A 19,308-nucleotide genomic window follows, 5' to 3' on the forward strand; every position below is an offset into this window, starting at 1 on the left:
GCGTGTAGAAATTTCTTCTGGGACGAATCTGGCTTCCGATCTGACGGGTGCATGCCAGGACCCGTGCGCCGCGCGGCGAAACGCCAGTTTTCGTTCGGCCTAGCCAGCGGCAAAGCGTGAGCGCGGCGTCCGCCGTCAATTAGAAGGGTGCCTTCTGGTTTGCAACGTACGAAGGCGGGCTCAGAGGGAATTGTTTGTCACGCTGCTCAGGAAGCTGATGTTCAATTGAAAGAAGGCGGTGCATCTGACCGTGGATGGATTGCCAGCGCATAAGAAGGCCATCATCAAGGACTACGTCGCCAGTACGCAGGGAAAACTGACCTTGCATTTCCTTCCCGGCTACGCACCGGACCCTCAATCCAGACGAGTTGGTGTGGAGTCACGTCAAGCGCCGCGCCGCCGCGCGGTCCCCTTTGCAAAAAAGGCGAAAGGTTGGGGCCACAAATTCACGAGCAGCTCGCAAGTTGGACGCAACCCGAAGCTCGTGCGCTCGGTTCTTCAGGCACCCATCTGTCCGCAACATTTCCTAGCAAAGCAATTCGCTTAACGTGACGCGTCAATTACGTTGACAAACGCCGGTTTGGCGCTCCAGTATTGACGTGACTCTCAACTGTGACTTAATTGGTGGAACGCATGGATCGGATGGCCAGTCTTACCGCCTTTGTCCGCGTCGTCGAGAGCGGGGGCTTTACCGCGGCGGCGCGTCGCCTGGACCTGTCGACAACGACGGTCAGCAACCACGTCCAGGCGCTCGAAGACAGCCTTGGTGTGCGCCTGTTGAACCGCACCACACGCCATGTGAGTCTAACCGAGATCGGCCGCGAGTATTACGAGCGCTGCTCACATATCTTGCAGGAGTTGGCGGAAGCCGACGAGATTACCAGCGCGTTGCAGGTGACTCCGCGCGGCCGGCTTCGCCTCCGTTGCCATCAATCACTGGACCGGTTCATCGCGCCGGTCGTCACCCGCTTCTTGGGCAATTACCCGGAAGTCTCGCTAGATTTCGAGACCGACGTCATGATCGACCCCGTGCGGGAGGGCTTCGACCTATCGATCATGCCGGCATCACCTCCTGACTCGACCCTGATCAGACGGACCCTGGCGAAATGGCACTACCTATTGTGCTGTGCGCCGGCTTACCTCGAGACGCATTCCGTGCCCCACAGCCCAGCCGACCTGGTCGACCATAACTGCCTGCTTTACGCCTATTCGATCTTCCGCAACGAGTTTCATTTCGTCGATCCTGCCGGCAATCCGATGAGCACTCGCGTTTCGGGCAACATGGTCACCGCCAGCATTACCGTAATGCGCGCAGCTGCCGCAGCCGGACTCGGATTGTGGCTGTGCCCCCCGTTTCTCGTATCAGACCTTCTCGCCTCCGGTGCGCTGGTGCCGCTGCTGCCCGATTACCGAACACAGGAGTTGGAGATCGTCGCGCTCTACCCCCATCGGCGTCAGGTAAGCACCAAGGTCCGGTTGCTCCTCGATATGCTGGTCGACCGGTTCGCCGAAGAGCAGCGCTGGCTTGATGCCATGCCTGATCGGTAAGACCGGAGTAGCTGCTTTCCGGCAGCGCCACGATTCGGTGAACGCAGCCCAGCCAGAGATCGGCGTATCGAGGCTTTCCATTACGTTCATCAGGTTCATGCAGTAGTTGCCCGACAATTGCTTTGCAAGTCTCCCAGCAAAGCATCGATACATCTGAACTACGCGGTAAGAGCTCGATTCCGACTCGAAGTACACGCCGCGGTCCGCCATGCTGGGCTGCGGTCTGGAAAATTCCTCGTTATTAGCCACCTCCCGAATCTGTTGCTGTTCGGCCTCAGCCAGCCGCTCGGTCGTGGTGCGGCCATCGGCGCGCACCGGGTCCTCACCGCGTGCCACCCAGCGCTGAAACGTGCGCGCGTTTACGCCCATTTCCTCGCAAGTCCCTCTCCAGCCGGCAGCCACACTGCGCCGCCTCACGCATCAAATCCCAACGAGTAAGTCTTCATTCATTCTGATATTACCGCCCCCGAACCCAAAGTGAGTCAGATGTCGTCACAACGAGTTTGGGACCGGGGCGCACGTTCCAAGCAAGTACGTGATCTTTTCGAATCGCCTAAATGTCTATCAAGATTGAGGGGAGTTATCCCGTCAGGAAAGAGGTCTATATTGCAGTCAATGCAGACGCGGTTCCACGTTGATCTAACCCCGTCGCGCAATGTAAATCGGCAGATCGGCTGTCAGATTTGTCGATTGAATCTGCATATGTGAAACAGTGTCAGGCGAAATTCGGTGGAAGAGAGGTGAAGCATGCACAAAGGTGATGATGTTTGTAGCGTCGCGGAATTAAAGCCAGGCGAAATGAAATGTGTCTTCGTAGAAGGCACGCGGATTCTGCTCTCTAACGTGGACGGCAAGGTGTACGCGACCAGTGATGTCTGTTCGCACGCTTTGGCCTATCTGTCGGACGGCTGGCTCGAGGGATCAGTGGTCGAATGTCCGCTCCATGGTGCGCAATTCGATGTCGTCACAGGAAAGGCGTTGTCGGCGCCGGCAAACGGAGACATTGAAACCTACGGGGTCACGGTGGCCGATGGCAGGATCTTTGTAGCCTCTGCCCAGTTGACGTCCGCGAAAGGCTGAGGCGGGCCCATGGATTCGACAATCGCTCGATCTGAGCGTGGAGGAAAACTGATATGTCTTTCGAAACAGCATTGACCAAAGCACTTAATTTGCGCGTTCCGGTGTTGGCGGGTCCTCTCGGGCGAGGCTCGAGCGCGGAATTTCTCGGAGCAATGGCCGATAGCGGCAGCTTCGGCTTTACTGCACTGATGCATATGCCGGAAGAGACTGTAAGCGACGAGCTTGCAAAGATCAGTCGAGCGACGAACGGTCGGTTTGGTGCAAATCTGACGTTGATTGTTGACCAACGGAAGAGGCTGGCGACTGCGTTGGATGCGGGAGTGCGCGTATTCTCGATGTGGCAGGGAGATATCGAGCCTTATGTTCGTATCATCAAGGATGCAGGCGGGCTGGTGTTCTGGACCGTGGGTACTCCCGAAGATGCGGCGCGGGCAAGGGATATTGGCGTCGACTTTATCGTTTCCCAGGGGCGGGAGTCGGGGGGGCACCTGGTAGGCAGCGCGCCTACGATGTCACTGCTGCCTGCTATCGTGGACGCCGCCAGGGGAGTGCCTGTGGTAGCCGCAGGCGGAGTTGCGGATGGGCGGGGCCTGGTCGCTGCGATGGCGCTTGGTGCTTGTGGGGTCTGGATGGGAACGCGTTTTGTGGCAAGCAGCGAATCGGCCAACCATCGCGGTTACAAGGAGCGGGTTGTTGCAGCGCGCGCGACGGACCTTGTCGAGACAAGGCTCTTCGACGCGGGCTGGCAGGAGTCTCCGCATCAGGTGATTCGCAATTCCACGTTTTCCAAATGGGAGGCCGCCGGTTGTCCACCTACCGGTCAACGACCTGGGGAAGGCGAGCCTATATCGCGTTTTCCGAATGGAAAGCCACTCTGTCGCTATGACGTCGCGGCTGCGTGGGACGCCATGGAGGGAGATTGGGAGGCAAGTCCGCTGTATGCCGGTGCAACGGTTGAACTTATCCACGATGTCAAGCCTGTAGCAGAAATCGTGGGCGAAATCAGGGCAACGGCCGAGGCGGCGTTCAATAAGGTCGCGGGTCTGCGGACCGGTCGCTAAATAGGTCGACGCTGCCAAGGCGCAATCGGACCGGTCCTCCCAATGCCGCTGATGGACGGTCCCGGCAGCCAGGCCGGCATGCCGACACGCGGTCGACGAGATTGGAAGCCACTGTCGGAAAAAAACTAGCGCTATTTAGTATCCGGAACACTAAGGAGCTTCAATGTATTTCGCTATTGTAGCCATCGACCGCCCCGGGGCCACCGATGTCCGAACCAGCACTCGCCCCGCTCACCGCGAATACTTGGGTACCCCTCATCCTGGAGTGACTTACAGGCTGGGCGGACCACTTCTAGCGCCTGACGGCGCGACGATGATCGGTTCGTTGATTGTGATCGAGGCGCCAGATCTGGTCACCGCTGAACGATTTTCGGCCGGCGATCCCTACAGAAAGGCGGATCTATTCGCGGAGGTCTCGGTCAGGCCTTGGGATTGGGGGTCAGGCAATCCGGACAAAGGATGAGGTGGAGAATTGCTGAAGCTTTATACCCTGGACCACGCCAAATGGCCGCAAGGTTTTCCGTCCTGCTCGAGGAACTCGAGCCTCTCTTATGCGGTGCATTCCGTGAACATCACGAAGGATGAGCAGCTTCGTCCCGAGTTCCTTGCTTGGAATGCGAACAACTAGATCCCCGTACCGGTCGACCCCGAGAGGGAGCGGGGCGATCGCTTGGTGCTGGCCGAGTCGGGCGCAATCCTCGTCTACCTTGCAAAGGAACGGCAGCACGCCGCTCCCGGCGAACGCCTCACGTGGGCATCGATGCTGCAGGGGTTTATGTTTCAAATGGGTGGTGTCGGACCGATGTTGTCGCGTACGACGGCCTGCGTCCCGATTAACCATTGCCGATTGCGCGGTCAGTAGCGAACTGCCATGCAGACTTACGATTACGATCTCTTTGTCATTGGAGCAGGCTCCGGTGGCGTTCGGGCAAGCCGCATCGCCGCAGGCTACGGTGCGAGAGTTGCTGTCGCCGAGGAGTATCGGACCGGCGGCACCTGCGTCATCCGCGGCTGTGTGCCCAAGAAGCTTCTGATGTATGCATCCCATTTCGCGCAGGCAGTTGACGACGCAGCGGGGTTCGGGTGGAGGGCCCCAACGCCGGTTCATGACTGGGCTTCGCTGATTGCTGCGAAGAACGCGGAGATCGCGCGCCTGGAAGCGATCTACGTGCGCATGCTGCAGAGCGCCGGCGTTGAGGCAATTACGGGACGGGCGCAGATTGTGGGCCCACACCGCGTCGAGGTCAACGGCGTCATTTTCACCGCGAAGGTCATACTCGTTGCCAGCGGGTCGGTTCCCGTGGAGCCTGCTATCCAGGGTGCGGAACTGATGATCACGTCGAATGAGGCGTTCTATCTGGATACGTTGCCGAAGCGTATCGCGATAATCGGCGGCGGTTATATAGCGTGCGAGTTCGCAGGCATCTTTAACGGGCTCGGCAGCGATGTCACGCAGCTATACCGGGGCCAGCAGATCTTGCGCGGCTTCGACGACGAGTTGCGCAATCACCTCGGCGCCGAAGTGTCGAAGAGCGGGGTGGATTTGCGCGTCGCGGTGGACGTCGCAGCGGTGGGAAAACGGGGCGATGGCCTGGTTGTCCATCTGACGACGGGCCAAGCCATCGAAGTCGATGCCGTGATGGCTGCAACCGGAAGACGCAGCAACACGTCGGGAATGGGGCTGGAGTCCGCGGAGGTCCTACTGGACGAGAGCGGGGCGATCAAGGTCGATGAATACTCGGCAACGTCCAATCCGGACATCTATGCGGTCGGTGACGTAACCAACCGGCTGAACCTGACACCGGTTGCGATCCACGAAGGGCATGCGTTCGCCGACACCGTGTTCGGCGGCAGGAAGCGGGCGAGTGCGCACGACAACGTGCCCTTTGCAGTGTTCAGCCAGCCCCAGGCGGCATCGGTAGGCCTGACGGAAGCGCAGGCTCGCAGACGGCATGCGAAGGTCGACGTCTATAGCAGCGCGTTTCGGCCGATGCGTACCGCGCTGTCGGGTCGCGATGAACGGGCCCTGGTCAAACTTGTCGTGGATGCGTCGACGGATCGGGTGCTAGGCGCGCATATCGTCGCTGCCGACGCGGCAGAAATCATTCTGGGCATTGCGGTTGCGATCAAGGCGAAGGCGACGAAAGCTGATTTCGACGCAACGCTAGGCGTTCATCCCACACTTGCCGAAGAGTTCGTCACGCTGCGCAATCGGCGATGACGTATGTGCCGGCCAGCGCCGGCAATCCGGCGGCACGCTAACGTCGTAGCCGTATTCAAGATATCGCGCTCCTCGAGCGCCTAGTCATTCTGGAGAACGAAACATGATTGATCTCTATTCGTGGAGTACGCCGAACGGTCGAAAAATATCGATCGCGCTTGAGGAGCTCAACCTGGGTTACACATTGCATCCGGTCGACATCTCGAAGGGCGAGCAGTTCAGCGCGGAGTTTCTGGCGATGAATCCGAACAATAAGATTCCTGTCATCCGCGACAGCGATGGGGTGGACGGGCATCCGGTCACGCTGTTCGAGTCGGGTGCGATTCTCGTTTATCTCGCTGACAAGGCCCGGCGCCTGCTGCCGGTAGCGGGGCGCGCACGGTATGAAACAATCCAGTGGCTGATGTTCCAGATGGGCGGCGTCGGTCCGATGTTTGGACAAACGCATCACTTCCAGCGTTACGCCGCGCACGAGAAGTACAGCCTTGAGCGCTACACCACCGAGACCCATCGGCTATACAAGGTGCTCGACGGCCAGCTCGCGAAAAACGAGTTCGTGGGTGGCGACGCGTACAGCATTGCCGATATCGCGATCTATCCGTGGGTTGCGCGCTTTGGTCTGCATCAGATCGACCTGGCTTCTGTGCCGCACGTCAAACGCTGGTATGACACCTTGGGTGAACGGCCGGCGGTGCAGCGTGGCATGGAGGTGCTGTGATGACCAGCCCTTCGACCCTGACTGTGCTTGGACGTGCGAACTCTTCTAACGTACAAAAAGTGATGTGGCTGCTGGCCGAAATCGGCCAGTCGTGCCATCGCGTGGACATGGGGGGGGCGTTTGGCGGTAACCGGGAGCCTGAATATCTAAAGAAAAACCCCCATGGGGTGGTGCCCACTTTGATCGATTTGGAGACCGTAGTTTGGGAGTCCAACACCATCGTTCGATATCTGTGCAACCGGTTCAATGCGCGCGCGCTGTATCCGGACGACGTCGCGCGCCGGGCTATGGTGGAGCGCTGGATGGACTGGCAGTTGTCGACGCTGGGGCCGGCGAATGCACAGCTGTTTCAGAGCATCGTGCGTACCCCCGCTGGGAAGCGCGTGCAAGAACTGATAGACGGGTACAGGGACCGCAACGCGACGCTGTTTGCCGTCCTCGATCAGGCGCTCGATGGGCACGACTACGTCGAAGGCAACAGCTTGACGCTTGCCGACATCGTCCTTGCTCCATTGACCTACCGCTGGTTCGAACTGCCGATCGAACGTCCGCAATACACCCATCTGCGGCGCTGGTACGACCTGATCTGTCAGCGGCCCGCGTTTCAGGAGCACGTTGTGGGGGTAGGTCTGAGCTAACGGTGCTTAAAGATCGCCAGAATTGACGTGGACAGAGATGAGAATGGAGCAGTAACACTAGCCCGATGTTGATCATCGCCGGCTCGCTGGTGCGTTCCTCCGGTGCCATCCGGTCGTACATCAGGTGCGGGCCATGAACCGCTCGTTCTTCAACGCGCTGCTGGGCGGCTTCGGCGGCGCCACCGGTGCGGCGGCGGACGAGGGCCAGTTCAACGTGAAGTCAGGCCCAGCGGACGACGCCGCATTCCGGATTGGCAATGCGGAGACCGTGATCACTGTGCCCGGCTACGGGATCGCCGTGGCGCGTGCCTAGCACGCCTTAGAGGAACCGAACGGCCTGCTCATCGAGGAAGGCGTCACCGTGAAGTACGCGATCCACCCGGTGGCGGGCCGCATGCCGGGCCATGTAAACGTGCTGCTGGCCGAGGCCGAAGTGCCATACGGCCAAGTCTTTGAGATGGAAGACATCAATGGCGAATTTGGCCGGGCCGGCGTGGTGCTGGGCGCCGACTACGTGGTCGGGTGCAGGCGAGCCGGGATCCGTTCACCTATCAATGACATCGAGGCAATCATGCGCGTGTGCGATATTTTGCAAATCAAGGCGGGTCCGATCCCTTTCGTCTCGCCAAACACGCTCCTTTCAGAATGTCTCTTCGTGATGGCGGACAATGATCTCGGATCGTTGGCCGTAGTCGAGCGAGGGACGCTGGTGGGACTGGTGACTTTCCGCGAGATTTTTTCGGCAATGGCGCAACACCATCGAGGCCGCAATATGGAGCATGGACCACAGGTGCTGGGTATCCGAGCCCGCCACATCATGAACCCAACTCCCATTGTCATCGACCCGGAAATGGGCATCGCGGAACTGCGAGGACTGATGGTCCAGCACTCCCTGCGATACGTACCGATGGTAAGCAAAGGCGACTTCCTCGGAATCATCTCGTTCCATGACGTCGCTAAAGCCGTGCACGAGGAGCAGGCGTTCGAGAATCGGATGCTGAAGTCCTATATCGGCGATTGGCCCGCTGAGGCTATCGCGGTCAGTTTGGCAGCGGAATCCTCTCTTGGCGCCTCGTGTTGACGAGTTCGGATTCTGGTGCAAAGGGAGACGGAAATCGAATTGCACCCTGGCAAAAGGCGCGCCAATGCCGAGCGATTCATAGCTCGTCGGGTCTTGTACCTGCTTCAGATCCACCACGCGGCCATCGCGGGCGGCAAAGGCAAAGTCGTCGTCCAGATAGGTGTCGCAGGGCAGATTGATCTGGATCTGGGTAGTCAGAGTCCGCTTGCTTTGGCCCGAGATCAGGTAGTGAATCTGAGCCGGCCGGTTGCCTGAGCGGGGCGCGCTACCGGGCCGGGAGCCGAGAGCCTGCTCAGCTTGCTCGACAGCCAGCGCACCTGCTATGCAGCGCAGGACCTGTCGGTACAACTGCGGCTGGCTAGGCTTCGGGCGCGAGTGGCGATGTACCGGGCGTTCGGAGGCGGGTGGGGCGGCTGAAGCGGCGGGGCCTGGCAACTGCACAGCTTCGCGACGCGAGGTGCGGCGCCACGGCGTCGATGCCTTCGCGGCTCGAAGGGTCGTTTGCAGCCCCCCGGAACGAGGTGAAGATTTCAGGGCTTGGCGGGCACCACCAGCGGGGCGCCCTTCCTGACGACATAAGTCGCCAGTTCGGATGCCTGCCCGCTACCCACATTGCGCGCGGAATGCGCCGTCCCCGCCGGGATGAACAGCGATTCGCCGGCCTTCAGCGTGACAGGCGGCTGATCGCCAAGCTGGTATTCCAGCGATCCCTGCAGGACATGGGCGATCTCCTCGCCAGGGTGCGTGTGCTTTGGCGCAAAGGCGCCCGGATCAAAGTCCACCCGGACCTGGACGCCTTCGATGCCCGGCGCGCTGAGTGCGTGCTGGACGAGATCGGTGCGGTGGACATCCGCTGCTTGCGCCGGCACGGCCTGCATGATCGCGCCCATGCCGGCGACCAGCACGGCAGCCATGATTCGAATCGACTTCATGTAGAGACTCCTTCGTTACGGTTAGCCAGAGGAGTCTCCATTTCAGCAGGTCGTCGTATCGGTGATGTATCGGCGGGAAGGGGAAGTGTTTCGCCATGTATTCCCCTGGTGTGGTAATACATGCCGATACAAAGACCTTTCCGCGTTATTCCGGCTTGGCGGCTTCGTCCACGGCCAGTTGCGCGTTCGCGGATTCACCGTTGGCCGCTTCGGCCACCTTGGCCGCTTCTGCCGAAGCTTCTACCGCAGGTTCCCCCGCAGCCTGCTGCTTCCCCTTCTGCGCACGGCTAGCGCGATGTTGCTGGCCACGCTGCTGCTGCGCGCGCTTGGCATCGGCCAGCGTTACCTGCCCGGCCGGCTGGCCCGCCAGGTCGACGCGCTCGACGCCTTCCACCATGCAGGTCCAGTAGCGCGTGCCGCGGCACCACGTTCGCACGGCTTCGCGCAGCATGGCTTCGTCCAGCCCCAGCGTCGACGCATGCTGTAGCAGGTCCTCGAAAATGCCCACCTTGAGCGGCAGCTTCGGCGCGGGGTTCTTCGGGAAGGCCAGCGGGAAGCGCTTCTGCAGCTTGCCGATCGCCTGGATCACCGGATCCACGGGCTTGGCCGGGGCCGCCGGGGCTGCCGAGCCGGCAGGACGCGCGCGCTGGGGCTTGGCCGGTCGTGCGTCCTTGGCCGGCCGTGCGTCCTTGGACTGCTTTGCCGGGCGGGCTTCCTTTGCGGGGCGCGCTTCCTTTGCTTCCTTGGCCTGCTTGGCCAGTTGTGCCTTCAGTGCTGCGAGTTGTTCGAAACCCATCTTGTCCTGCCAATTGTGAAATTTGGGGTGATTTTAGCAGTCCCGGCGTCGCCCCCGCCCAAGGGGCATTCGCCATCGCCAGCAACGTGCCCTATGCTGCAGTGGCAGCAGGGCGATGCCGCCCGCGCCGCACATGACGCCATCGAACGGTATCGAAGGAGGGCCTGTGTCGGACGATTCCCATGACGCGCCGCAAACCGTGGTCGCAGTGCATCCCGACCGGGAGATTTCCACGATGCAGAAGCTGCCGTACTTCGTGGGCATTTCCCGGCAAACGGCGGGTGCCAGGGGCCTGTCGATGTCCGTCGTGGTCGTGCCGCCCGGCGGCCACGCTGAGCCGCATATCCACCGCGGCTATGAAACCGGCATCTACGTGCTCGAAGGGCGGGTGGAAACCCGCTATGGGCCGGGCCTGCGCCAGTCGGTCGTGACGGAAGCCGGCGACTTCCTGTTCATTCCGCCGGGCGTGCCGCACCAGCCGTTCAACCTGAGCAAGACGGCCCCGGCCCGCGCGATCGTCGCGCGGGATAGCGCGGACGAGCGCGAGGAGGTTGAGCCTTATGAACCGGAAACGGGTGTGTAGGGCCCGTCAGCCGCCCTCCGGCTGATCCCGCAACGATGCCTTCGCCTCGGCCTCGGTCTCATACACATAGGGTGCGAGCCCGCGACGGGCGAGGGTGTCGCCGAGCTTGGCGCGCATGAAACCGCTGGTGGTGAAGCGCGTCACGCCGATATAGAAGCGATGCACCATTTCCGCGATCATTTCGACATAGGCGTCCTCCACGCTGCGATCCAGCACGAAGCCTTCGTAGTTGACCACGGCATAGACCTTGTGGCCCAGTGGCTCGCAGACGCGGCACACCTGTTCGCGGATCGCTGCGATGTCCTCCGCGCGCTTCACTTCGAGCTGCTCGAAGTTCAGGAACAGGATGTTCTTGTCATCGTCGTAGTTGACGCGCGCTTCCAGCGGCAGGCGCAGCACGTCCGCGCGCAGTCCCATCGGCTCGGGGCTGAAGATCCGGGGGTCCATCAGTGCCGGCGAGCGCACGATCGGCGTGAAGTCCATCCTCGCGAGAATGTCGCGCTCCAGGTCGACGCCGGGCGCAATCTCGATGAGTTCCAGTCCTTGAGCAGTCAGTTCGAATACGCACCGCTCGGTGATGTATAGGACCGGCTTGTTGGCCGCAGCCGCGTGCGGCCCCGAAAACGTGCGGTGCTCCACTTCCTGGACGAACTTCCTGGCGCTGCCATCGCGGTGGATCTGGAGCTTGCCATCGGCAATCGCGATCTCGCTGCCGCCGGCCATGAAAGTGCCGACGAACACGACCTTCTTGGCGTTCTGGCTGATGTTGATAAAGCCCCCTGCGCCGGCCAGGCGCGGCCCGAACCGGGATACGTTCAGGTTGCCCATGGCATCGGCCTGCGCCAGCCCCAGGAAGGCGAGATCGAGCCCGCCGCCGTCGTAGAAATCGAACTGATAGGGCTGGTCGATGATCGCATCCGGATTGGTCGCCGCGCCGAAGTTCAGCCCGCCGGCCGGGATGCCGCCGATCACGCCAGGCTCGGCGGTGAGCGTCAGGAGGTCGAGGATCCGTTCCTCGTTGGCGATGCTGGCGACACCTTCCGGCATGCCGATGCCGAGATTCACCACGCTGTTCGGCTTGAGTTCCATGGCCGCGCGCCGCGCGATGATCTTGCGCTCGCTCATCGGCATCGGCGCCACGCTGCTCACCGGCACGCGGACTTCGCCCGAGAATGCCGGGTTGTAGGGCGTGGAAAAGGTCTGCTGGTGGTTTTCCGGTCGCGCGAGCACCACGCAGTCCACCAGCACGCCTGGAATCTTCACCTGGCGCGGATTGAGCGAGCCGCGTTCGGCAATGCGCTCCACCTGTACGATCACCAGGCCGCCGCAGTTATGCGCGGCCATGGCGATCGCCAGCGCTTCCAGCGTCAGCGCTTCGCGCTCCATGGTGATATTGCCGTCCGGATCGGCGGTAGTGCCGCGCACGATGGCGACGTTGATCGGGAAGGCCTTGTAGAACAGATACTCCGCGTCCCCGATGCGCATCAGTTCGACCAGGTCCTCGGTGGTGCGCTCGTTGAGCTTGCCGCCGCCAAAGCGTGGATCGACGAAGGTGCCCAGCCCGACGCGCGACAGGTGGCCCGGCTTGCCGGCCGCGATATCGCGAAAAAGATGCGTGATCACGCCCTGCGGCAGGTTGTAGGCTTCGATCTGGTTACCGACCGCGAGCTGCTGGAGCTTCGGCACCAGGCCCCAGTGTCCGCCAATGACCCGCTTCACCAGGCCCGGCAGCGCGAGATGGTTCAGGCCCCGTTCCTTGCCGTCGCCTTGCCCGGCGGCGTAGACCAGGGTCAGGTTGCGGGGCTTTGTGAGGCCGACTGGCGACTCGTCTTCCTGCGCCAGGCAGAGTTCCTCGATCGCGATGGCGATTTCCTCCGCGAAGCCGATGCCGACGAAGCCCCCGGTCGCCACGGTATCGCCGTCGCGGATCAGGCGCACGGCTTCGCGTGCCGAGACCAGTTTGCCGTTCTCGCGCGAGTGGACGGCCAGTCTAACCGTGCTTGCTTGCGTGCTCATGATGGTTACCTTGGCAGTATTGGATATCGAGCGGGGTTGCCTGCCCTTGCCATGATCCGCGATTCCGTGGTTTCACGGAAGTGCACCGCCGGCTTGGACGAACTGAGCGCTCTCAAAGGAACTCTTCGCGCAGATCGACGCTGCAGCGTTCCCCAATGGCGCTGTAGTTCTGCGCCAACCAATGCTCCGCTTCATTGCGCCCCTGGTCGCGCAGGTGGCAGAGAAAGTCCCAGTCCGCATTGAGCTTGCTGGACACGCCCAGCCCGGCCATGATCTTGTCCGAGCGGATCGCGTGGATCAGCATCTCCTTCATGTCGGCCCGGTCCACCTTGCCTTCCTGGATCAGGGTGGTGACGAAGCTGATCGCACGGAGCTCTCGGATCAATGAAGAATTGAAGCTGACTTCATTGATGCGGTTGAGAATCTCCGCCGTGGTTTTCGGTACGCCCTTGCGCACGATCGGATTGATATGGACGATCACCACATCGCGCGTGGTGCAGTGGTAGATCAGCGGAAAGATCGCTGGGTTGCCGACATAGCCGCCGTCCCAATAGTGCTGGCCGTCGATTTCCACGGCCTGGAACAGCGACGGCAGGCAGGCCGAGGCCAATACGGCTTTCAGGCTGATTTCCTCGCGCGAAAACAGGCGCACCTTGCCGGTCTCGACATTGGTCGCGCACAAGAAGAGCTGGACCGGGCAATCGTGGCGCAGGGCGTCAAAATCCACATGGCGGGCCAGGACGTCGCTCAGCGGGTTGAGGTTGAGCGGATTGAACTGGTAGGGGGAGAGTACGCGCAGCAGCAGGTCCGTCATCACGTACATCGGTGAGTTGTCGAGCCCGTAGCCGCCACGCATCCAGATCTCCCATGGCAGCTTGCGGAACGGGCTGTAAAGCCGTGCGGTGCTGGAAACGTCTTGCCAGAACCGGTGCAGCGCCGTGCGCGCGCCGGGCGGCCCGCCCTGGAGCAAGCCGTAGGCGAGAACTGCGGCATTCATTGCGCCGGCACTGGTGGCGCTCACGCCTTCGATGGCGAGCCGTTCATCTTCGAGCAGGCGGTCCAGCACGCCCCAGGCAAAAGCGCCATGGGAACCCCCGCCTTGCAAGGCAAGCGTGATGCGCTTCACGGAGCCCTTGGCATCGCCTGCATCGCGCGTTCCCGGGGTGGCAGACATGTCGCGTCCCTCCAGTGCTGGGTCCAGCCGCCGTCCCTCTCGGTCTCAAGCGTCGGGCTCTTGACGAGAATAGACTCTGCCGTCGCTTGCGAATGGTGCGATGTATGGGGGAGCGTGCCAATCGCCGTGCGTTGTGTGGAACGCTGCACTTTTTTCGGTCCGTCGTGCGGTATATTCCGGGCTTCCACAACACGCTCAAGCAGAAGGCATGGCCAAGAAATCGATTCGGCTCTCGCATGTGGGGGTACCCGGTGACCTGAGTGTCCTGAAACTGAAGGGCTATCTGAAGTCCGCGCTGGCTGAAGTGGCGGAAGGTGCCGGCGAGGACGAAATCCTCCTGGTCAAGGTACTCGTGCCACGGCCACTGGGCCTGCGGGCCGGCGAAAAGCTGTTCGACAAGGTCCTGCAAGGGATCGTCGACAAGGATCCGCGCGTAGCGCGGGTATCGGTCGAGTTTGTCGAGGGCGAGGTGACGCCCGAGAAGATCGCGGAAAGCGAGGCACGCACGCAGAAGGAAATCGATGCGTACGGGCATTTGCTCCAGGAGTCGACCGACGACGAACAGCCTGGCTGACCGCGCTGCGGCCGGGACCGTGACCCACGGGGTCAGGTTGCCCGGCCCGATATGCCTTATTGCGGCAGATCGCTGACCCGCATCGCAGGCGTAATCTGCAGTGGGTCGGTCACCAGTTCCAGCACGGCTGGCTTGCCCGCCTGACGGGCACGCTCGAATGCCGCCGCAAAGTCTTCCGTCCGTTCCACGCGCTCGGCCCAGGCACCGCATGACCTGGCCATGGCCACAAAATCTGGGTTGACGATGGTCGTGCCGCTCTGGCGGCCCGGGTAGCGGCGTTCCTGGTGCATCCGGATCGTGCCGTACATGCCGTTGTTCACCACGATCACGACCAGGTTCACGCCATACGCGGCGGCCGTGGCGATTTCCTGCGGATACATCAGGAAGCAGCCGTCGCCGGCCAGGCAGAGCACCGTTTTTTCCGGATGGCGCAGCTTGGCCGCGATGGCTGCCGGCAAGCCATAGCCCATGGCGCCGCAGGTCGGCGCCAGTTGCGTGCGTGACTGCTTGTAGGTGTAGAAGCGGTGCAGCCAGACCGCGTAGTTGCCGGCGCCGTTGGTCACGACAGCATCCTCGGGCAAGACCTGGCTCAGGTGCGACATTGCCGCGATCATATCGACGCCGGTCAGTTCGGCATGGGGCTTCGGTGGCGCGACGAACCCCTCGTGGTCGGCACGCGCGCCGGCGGTCCACTCCTTCCACGGCGCGGTAGCCGGCGCGGGCAGGGCGGCCAGCATTGCGGCGGCGGGCGCCACGCCCGCGTGGATCGGCAGCGCGGCCTGGTACACGCGCCCCAGTTCCGCGCTGTCCGCATGGATATGCACAAGTTTCTGCGTCGGCACCGGTACCTGCAGCATCGTGTAGCCGTCTGTCGCGATATCGCCGAGCCGCGTGCCGACGGCCACGATCAGGTCGGCCGTCTTCACGCGTTCGGCCAGCTTCGGGTTGACACCCAGGCTCAGGTGGCCGACGTAGTGCCGATCGCGGTTGTCGATCACGTCCTGGCGGCGGAAGGCACAGGCGACCGGCAAATCCCACGCCCTGACGAACGCGGCGAAATCGCTGGTCGCTTGCTCGGTCCAGTTCGCGCCACCGGCAATGACCAGCGGACGCTGCGCGGCGCGCAGGGCAGTGGCCAGCGCGTTGGCATCCTCGGCACGCGGTGCGGCGGCAACCGGCCGGTACGGCGCGGCATCGGCGCAATTCACGAGGCCGTCGAGCACGTCTTCCGGCAGCGCCAGCACCACGGGGCCGGGCCGGCCCGATGTGGCGACCTGGAACGCACGTGCCACCATCTCCGGAATCCGGGCCGGATCGTCAATCTCGGCCGCCCACTTGGCCATCGAGCCAAACACTGCGGCGTAGTCCACTTCCTGGAACGCCTCCCGGCCCTTGTGCTCGCGCGCGATCTGGCCCACGAACAGGATCATCGGCGTCGAGTCCTGCCGGGCGATATGCACGCCGATGCTGCCATGCGTGGCGCCCGGTCCGCGCGTCACGAAGCAGATGCCGGGGCGGCCAGTCAGCTTGCCGTCGGCCTCGGCCATGTTTGCGGCTGCGCCCTCGTGCTTGCAGACGACGAGATCGATGGCTGGCTGGTCGTGCAGCGCGTCGAGCACGTCGAGAAAGCTCTCGCCCGGAACACAGAAGATGCGTTCGGTGCCATGGATGCGCAGTTGGTCGACAAGAACGCGGCCGCCGGTGCGGGCGGCCTGGGCAGGAGTGGAGGTCATGGCGAGGTCTGGTCGGATGAATGTCTGCAATTGTTCCGTTTGACGCGCGGGGTTGTGCGGCCTATCGTGCATTTCTGTTATGCGATTTCTGCAAGTCGGCGAGGTGGCTGTCCGTGTAGATTTGCTGCTGGGTCTTGCATGGAAACGACACGGAAACGCGCGGTCTGCCTTGGGTTTGTAGCCGGAGGCCGTCACTCGAAGCCATAACGATACCGCACCGGCGCACCCGAATATTCGCGCGAACAGGAGACACAGGATGCATTTTTCACATCTCGGGATGCGGCCGGTACTGGCCGCGCCTTGTCACGCGGAGCCAGCATGAGTGATCACCGAATTCCGACCGCCGGACTGCATCAGTGGGTGGTCGACCTCTGGCTGGCCGCCGGGTCCGATGAACGCGAAGCTGCGCTGACCGCTGATCACCTGGTCGGCGCCAACCTGTCAGGCCACGATTCGCACGGTGTGGGGATGATCCCCAAGTACGTGATGTCGTGGCAGGCCGACCAGCTGCAGCTGAACCAGCAGGTCAGCGTGGTGCACGAGTCGGGCGGCATCCTGAGCCTCGACGGCAACCGCGGCATGGGCCAGGCCGTGACCGAACAGGCCATGCGGCTGGGCATCGAACGGGCGCAGGATCATGGCGTATGCGTGCTGGGGCTGCGCCGTTCGCACCATCTGGGCCGGGTGGGACACTGGGCGGAGCAGGCCACTGCGGCCGGCATGATCTCGATCCACTTCGTGAACGTGCTGTCCAAGCCCATCGTCGCGCCGCATGGCGGCTACGATCCGCGCTTCGGCACCAATCCGTTCACGATCGGCGTGCCGGTGCCCGGCCAGCCGCCGCTGGTGCTGGACTTTGCCACCAGCGCCATTGCGCTGGGCAAGGTGCGCGTGGCCAACAACAAGGGCGTGCCTGTGCCGCCGGGCTGCCTGATGGACGCGAACGGCTATCCCACCGCCGATCCCGGCGTCATGTTCCCGCCCCCGGGCACGCCGCAAGGCGCGCTGCGCACGTTCGGCGAGCACAAGGGCTATGTGCTCGCCGTGATGTGCGAACTGCTGGGCGCGGCCGTGACGGGCGGCCACACGATCCGGCCGGAAACGCTCACGCATGAGCACGCGGTCTGGAACAACATGCTGGCGATCATTTTCGATCCGGCGCGGCTTGGCAGCAGCACCACGTTCGGCCATGAAGTGGAAGCGTTCGTCGAGTGGATGAAGGCATCGCGGCTGCAGCCAGGCAACGACGCCATCCGGCTGCCTGGCGACCCCGAGCGCGCATGGCGCCAGGCCCGTGCCGAATTCATCCCCGTGGACAGCGGCACGCTTTCCCAGCTCGACGATGCCGCCGCGCGCGTGTTGCAGGCACGCGGCAAGTCGCCCGGTCCACTTTCCGCGCTCGCGGCCGAATGAACAGGAATCCCGACGATGACCACTCCCTCCGTTATCCCGCATCTGCCCCAGATCCATCCGCTGCCCAACCGGTTTCGCGCCGACATCCTGGCGCGCAAGCGCCTGATCGGCTTGTGGAGTTCGCTGGGCCAGCCCGTGACCAGCGAGATCATTGGCCTGGCCGGCTTCGACTGGCTGCTGCTCGACGGCGAGCATTCGCCCAACGACGTGCTGACACTCGCGCCGCAGCTCATGGCGCTCAAGGACAGCGTCAGCGCGCCCGTGGTGCGGCCGCCGTGGAACGACCCCGTCATGATCAAGCGCCTGCTCGATATCGGCTTCTATAACTTCCTGATCCCGTTCGTGGAATCGGCCGAGGAAGCGCGCCGCGCGGTGCGGGCCACGCGCTATCCGCCTGACGGCATTCGCGGCGTGTCGGGCGTGCAGCGGCAGAACCGCTTCGGCACGCTGCCGGACTTCTTCAAGACCATCAACGACAATATCTGCGTGCTGGTGCAGATCGAAAGCCGCAAGGGTGTGGAAGCGGTTGCGGAGATCTGCGCGGAGCCGGGCGTCGATGGCATCTTCATTGGCCCGAATGACCTGGCTGCAGCCTATGGCCACCTTGGCAACCCGAACCATCCCGATGTGCAGGCGGCCGTGCGGCAGATCTGCGATGCGGCCAACCACGCTGGGAAGGCCATCGGCACCCTGACACCCGTGGAGGCCGACGCGCGCCGCTACCTTGACATGGGTGCGCATTTCGTCGCCGTCGGACTGGATCACGTACTGTTGCGCGATGCGGCGCGCGCGCTGCGCGAGCGTTTCGCGTCCTGACACGACTTCAACCGGACACAGACATGAGCAAGATCGGATTCATCGGACTCGGTGTCATGGGCAAGCCCATGGCGGAACACCTGCAGGCGGGCGGCCATATCGTCTATGCGCACACGCGCAGCGGCGTGCCGCAGGAACTGCTCGACAAGGGCATGCAATCCTGCTCCAGTGCCGCGGATGTGGCCCGGCAGGCCGAAGTCATTTTCCTGATGCTGCCGGACACGCCCGATGTGGCCCGCGTGCTGTTCGACAAGAATGGCGTGGCCGAGGGCCTGAGCGCGGGCAAGATCGTCGTGGACATGAGTTCGATCTCGCCGATCGAGACCCGCGAATTCGCGGCGAAGATCGAGAAGCTCGGCTGCAACTATGTGGACGCACCGGTGTCCGGCGGCGAGGTGGGCGCGAAGGCCGCCACGCTGTCGATCATGGCCGGCGGCAAGCAGGATGTGTTCGACAAGGTGCTGCCTTTGCTGCAGCTGATGGGCAAGAACATCACGCTGGTGGGCAATGCCGGTGACGGGCAGGTGGCCAAGGTGGCCAACCAGGTGATCGTGGCGCTAACGATCGAGGCTGTCAGCGAGGCACTGGTGCTGGCCGCCAAGGCCGGCGCCGACCCGGCACGCGTGCGCCAGGCCTTGATGGGCGGTTTTGCCAGTTCGAAGATCCTGGAAGTCCACGGTGAACGGATGATCCAGCGCACGTTCAATCCGGGCTTCCGCATCGAGCTGCACCAGAAGGACCTGAACCTGGCGCTGTCGACGGCAAAGCAGCTTGGGCTGGGCTTGCCGAATACGGCATCGACCCAGCAACTGTTCAACGTCTGCGTGGCGCAGGGCGGGGCTGGCTGGGATCATTCAGGGCTGGTCAAGGCCATCGAGCATCTGTCGAGTTTTGCCATTGGCGATACGCCGAAAAAGGCCTGAT

At 62.7% G+C, this 19,308-nt stretch carries 18 protein-coding genes and 3 pseudogenes; 15 read left to right on the forward strand and 6 right to left on the reverse strand.

The window, feature by feature from the left end; genetic code table 11:
* Window positions 1-15 precede the first annotated feature (15 nt).
* The 10 genes and pseudogenes from ACIGJG_RS07650 to ACIGJG_RS07695 form a co-directional block, all read left to right on the forward strand.
* Window positions 16-530 (forward strand): annotated as a pseudogene (locus ACIGJG_RS07650) (IS630 family transposase); the annotation flags it as partial.
* 103 nt (window positions 531-633) lie between these two features.
* On the forward strand, window positions 634-1,548 hold the full coding sequence (locus ACIGJG_RS07655) for a LysR family transcriptional regulator (RefSeq protein WP_011297648.1): 915 nt from the start codon (window positions 634-636) through the stop codon (window positions 1,546-1,548).
* Between the two features lie 747 nt (window positions 1,549-2,295).
* Complete coding sequence (locus tag ACIGJG_RS07660) at window positions 2,296-2,628, forward strand: non-heme iron oxygenase ferredoxin subunit (RefSeq protein ID WP_011297650.1); 333 nt, start codon at window positions 2,296-2,298, stop codon at window positions 2,626-2,628.
* A 53-nt stretch (window positions 2,629-2,681) separates the two neighbouring features.
* Entirely contained in the window at window positions 2,682-3,689 is a 1,008-nt protein-coding gene (locus ACIGJG_RS07665; protein WP_011297651.1) for an NAD(P)H-dependent flavin oxidoreductase, read from the forward strand.
* A gap of 163 nt (window positions 3,690-3,852) precedes the next feature.
* Window positions 3,853-4,152, forward strand: a complete 300-nt coding sequence (locus ACIGJG_RS07670; RefSeq protein WP_011297652.1) for a YciI family protein — start codon at window positions 3,853-3,855, stop codon at window positions 4,150-4,152.
* A 408-nt stretch (window positions 4,153-4,560) separates the two neighbouring features.
* On the forward strand, window positions 4,561-5,910 hold the full coding sequence (gene gor / locus ACIGJG_RS07675) for a glutathione-disulfide reductase (RefSeq protein ID WP_140950016.1): 1,350 nt from the start codon (window positions 4,561-4,563) through the stop codon (window positions 5,908-5,910).
* 103 nt (window positions 5,911-6,013) lie between these two features.
* Entirely contained in the window at window positions 6,014-6,628 is a 615-nt protein-coding gene (locus ACIGJG_RS07680) for a glutathione S-transferase N-terminal domain-containing protein (protein WP_140950017.1), read from the forward strand.
* The gene (locus tag ACIGJG_RS07685) at window positions 6,628-7,266 is read left to right on the forward strand and encodes a glutathione S-transferase family protein (protein WP_140950018.1); all 639 of its coding nucleotides are present in this window, start codon (window positions 6,628-6,630) and stop codon (window positions 7,264-7,266) included. The genes ACIGJG_RS07680 and ACIGJG_RS07685 overlap by 1 nt, the downstream gene beginning before the upstream one ends.
* Before the next feature lie 50 nt (window positions 7,267-7,316).
* Window positions 7,317-7,786, forward strand: a pseudogene (locus tag ACIGJG_RS07690) (NAD(P)(+) transhydrogenase (Re/Si-specific) subunit beta); the annotation flags it as partial.
* 138 nt (window positions 7,787-7,924) lie between these two features.
* The gene (locus ACIGJG_RS07695; protein WP_235679874.1) at window positions 7,925-8,347 is read left to right on the forward strand and encodes a CBS domain-containing protein; all 423 of its coding nucleotides are present in this window, start codon (window positions 7,925-7,927) and stop codon (window positions 8,345-8,347) included.
* Window positions 8,348-8,431: 84 nt separating this feature from the next.
* On the opposite strand, the pseudogene ACIGJG_RS07700 reads toward ACIGJG_RS07695, so the two are convergent.
* From ACIGJG_RS07700 to ACIGJG_RS07710, 3 genes and pseudogenes are all read right to left on the reverse strand, one after another.
* Window positions 8,432-8,788 (reverse strand): annotated as a pseudogene (locus tag ACIGJG_RS07700) (dioxygenase family protein); the annotation flags it as partial.
* A gap of 89 nt (window positions 8,789-8,877) precedes the next feature.
* On the reverse strand, window positions 8,878-9,279 hold the full coding sequence (locus ACIGJG_RS07705; RefSeq protein WP_011297657.1) for a cupin domain-containing protein: 402 nt from the start codon (window positions 9,277-9,279) through the stop codon (window positions 8,878-8,880).
* Window positions 9,280-9,424: 145 nt separating this feature from the next.
* Window positions 9,425-10,075, reverse strand: a complete 651-nt coding sequence (locus tag ACIGJG_RS07710; protein WP_140950019.1) for a ProQ/FinO family protein — start codon at window positions 10,073-10,075, stop codon at window positions 9,425-9,427.
* A gap of 166 nt (window positions 10,076-10,241) precedes the next feature.
* Between ACIGJG_RS07710 and ACIGJG_RS07715 the strand changes: the two genes are divergently transcribed.
* The gene (locus ACIGJG_RS07715; protein ID WP_041679917.1) at window positions 10,242-10,658 is read left to right on the forward strand and encodes a cupin domain-containing protein; all 417 of its coding nucleotides are present in this window, start codon (window positions 10,242-10,244) and stop codon (window positions 10,656-10,658) included.
* Window positions 10,659-10,664: 6 nt separating this feature from the next.
* Here ACIGJG_RS07715 and ACIGJG_RS07720 read toward each other — a convergent pair whose 3' ends face one another.
* A complete protein-coding gene (locus ACIGJG_RS07720) occupies window positions 10,665-12,674 on the reverse strand; it encodes an acyl CoA:acetate/3-ketoacid CoA transferase (RefSeq protein ID WP_011297660.1) in 2,010 nt (669 codons plus the stop codon).
* 112 nt (window positions 12,675-12,786) lie between these two features.
* On the reverse strand, window positions 12,787-13,848 hold the full coding sequence (locus tag ACIGJG_RS07725) for a patatin-like phospholipase family protein (protein WP_483672980.1): 1,062 nt from the start codon (window positions 13,846-13,848) through the stop codon (window positions 12,787-12,789).
* Between the two features lie 208 nt (window positions 13,849-14,056).
* Here ACIGJG_RS07725 and ACIGJG_RS07730 point away from each other — a divergent pair, with 208 nt between their 5' ends.
* Window positions 14,057-14,422: a hypothetical protein gene (locus ACIGJG_RS07730; protein WP_011297662.1), complete on the forward strand. Its 366-nt coding sequence runs from the start codon at window positions 14,057-14,059 to the stop codon at window positions 14,420-14,422.
* A 56-nt stretch (window positions 14,423-14,478) separates the two neighbouring features.
* Here the strand turns inward: ACIGJG_RS07730 and ACIGJG_RS07735 are convergent, their stop codons facing one another.
* A complete protein-coding gene (locus ACIGJG_RS07735; RefSeq protein ID WP_483672981.1) occupies window positions 14,479-16,155 on the reverse strand; it encodes a thiamine pyrophosphate-binding protein in 1,677 nt (558 codons plus the stop codon).
* Window positions 16,156-16,473: 318 nt separating this feature from the next.
* On the opposite strand from ACIGJG_RS07735, the gene ACIGJG_RS07740 reads away from it, so the two are divergent.
* From ACIGJG_RS07740 to ACIGJG_RS07750, 3 genes are read left to right on the forward strand one after another with little or no spacing between them, the layout of a single operon-like run.
* Window positions 16,474-17,568 (forward strand): malate/lactate/ureidoglycolate dehydrogenase, encoded by a 1,095-nt coding sequence (locus tag ACIGJG_RS07740; protein ID WP_011297664.1) that lies wholly within the window; start codon window positions 16,474-16,476, stop codon window positions 17,566-17,568.
* A 15-nt stretch (window positions 17,569-17,583) separates the two neighbouring features.
* Complete coding sequence (gene garL / locus ACIGJG_RS07745; protein ID WP_011297665.1) at window positions 17,584-18,384, forward strand: 2-dehydro-3-deoxyglucarate aldolase; 801 nt, start codon at window positions 17,584-17,586, stop codon at window positions 18,382-18,384.
* 23 nt (window positions 18,385-18,407) lie between these two features.
* The gene (locus ACIGJG_RS07750) at window positions 18,408-19,307 is read left to right on the forward strand and encodes a 2-hydroxy-3-oxopropionate reductase (protein WP_011297666.1); all 900 of its coding nucleotides are present in this window, start codon (window positions 18,408-18,410) and stop codon (window positions 19,305-19,307) included.
* Window position 19,308 lies beyond the last annotated feature (1 nt).

The organism is Cupriavidus sp. C1SS-2L, assembly GCF_057073735.1.

Excerpts from the sequence above, each read along its gene's own strand:
- ACIGJG_RS07695 (WP_235679874.1), top strand. The coding sequence starts at position 7,925 with ATGGCGGACAATGATCTCGGATCGTTGGCCGTAGTCGAGCGAGGGACG.
- ACIGJG_RS07705 (WP_011297657.1), bottom strand. The coding sequence starts at position 9,279 with ATGAAGTCGATTCGAATCATGGCTGCCGTGCTGGTCGCCGGCATGGGC.
- ACIGJG_RS07710 (WP_140950019.1), bottom strand. The coding sequence starts at position 10,075 with ATGGGTTTCGAACAACTCGCAGCACTGAAGGCACAACTGGCCAAGCAG.
- gor (WP_140950016.1), top strand. The coding sequence starts at position 4,561 with ATGCAGACTTACGATTACGATCTCTTTGTCATTGGAGCAGGCTCCGGT.
- ACIGJG_RS07720 (WP_011297660.1), bottom strand. The coding sequence starts at position 12,674 with ATGAGCACGCAAGCAAGCACGGTTAGACTGGCCGTCCACTCGCGCGAG.
- ACIGJG_RS07740 (WP_011297664.1), top strand. The coding sequence starts at position 16,474 with ATGAGTGATCACCGAATTCCGACCGCCGGACTGCATCAGTGGGTGGTC.
- ACIGJG_RS07685 (WP_140950018.1), top strand. The coding sequence starts at position 6,628 with ATGACCAGCCCTTCGACCCTGACTGTGCTTGGACGTGCGAACTCTTCT.
- ACIGJG_RS07750 (WP_011297666.1), top strand. The coding sequence starts at position 18,408 with ATGAGCAAGATCGGATTCATCGGACTCGGTGTCATGGGCAAGCCCATG.
- ACIGJG_RS07680 (WP_140950017.1), top strand. The coding sequence starts at position 6,014 with ATGATTGATCTCTATTCGTGGAGTACGCCGAACGGTCGAAAAATATCG.
- ACIGJG_RS07730 (WP_011297662.1), top strand. The coding sequence starts at position 14,057 with ATGGCCAAGAAATCGATTCGGCTCTCGCATGTGGGGGTACCCGGTGAC.
- ACIGJG_RS07725 (WP_483672980.1), bottom strand. The coding sequence starts at position 13,848 with ATGTCTGCCACCCCGGGAACGCGCGATGCAGGCGATGCCAAGGGCTCC.
- garL (WP_011297665.1), top strand. The coding sequence starts at position 17,584 with ATGACCACTCCCTCCGTTATCCCGCATCTGCCCCAGATCCATCCGCTG.
- ACIGJG_RS07655 (WP_011297648.1), top strand. The coding sequence starts at position 634 with ATGGATCGGATGGCCAGTCTTACCGCCTTTGTCCGCGTCGTCGAGAGC.
- ACIGJG_RS07665 (WP_011297651.1), top strand. The coding sequence starts at position 2,682 with ATGTCTTTCGAAACAGCATTGACCAAAGCACTTAATTTGCGCGTTCCG.
- ACIGJG_RS07660 (WP_011297650.1), top strand. The coding sequence starts at position 2,296 with ATGCACAAAGGTGATGATGTTTGTAGCGTCGCGGAATTAAAGCCAGGC.
- ACIGJG_RS07735 (WP_483672981.1), bottom strand. The coding sequence starts at position 16,155 with ATGACCTCCACTCCTGCCCAGGCCGCCCGCACCGGCGGCCGCGTTCTT.
- ACIGJG_RS07670 (WP_011297652.1), top strand. The coding sequence starts at position 3,853 with ATGTATTTCGCTATTGTAGCCATCGACCGCCCCGGGGCCACCGATGTC.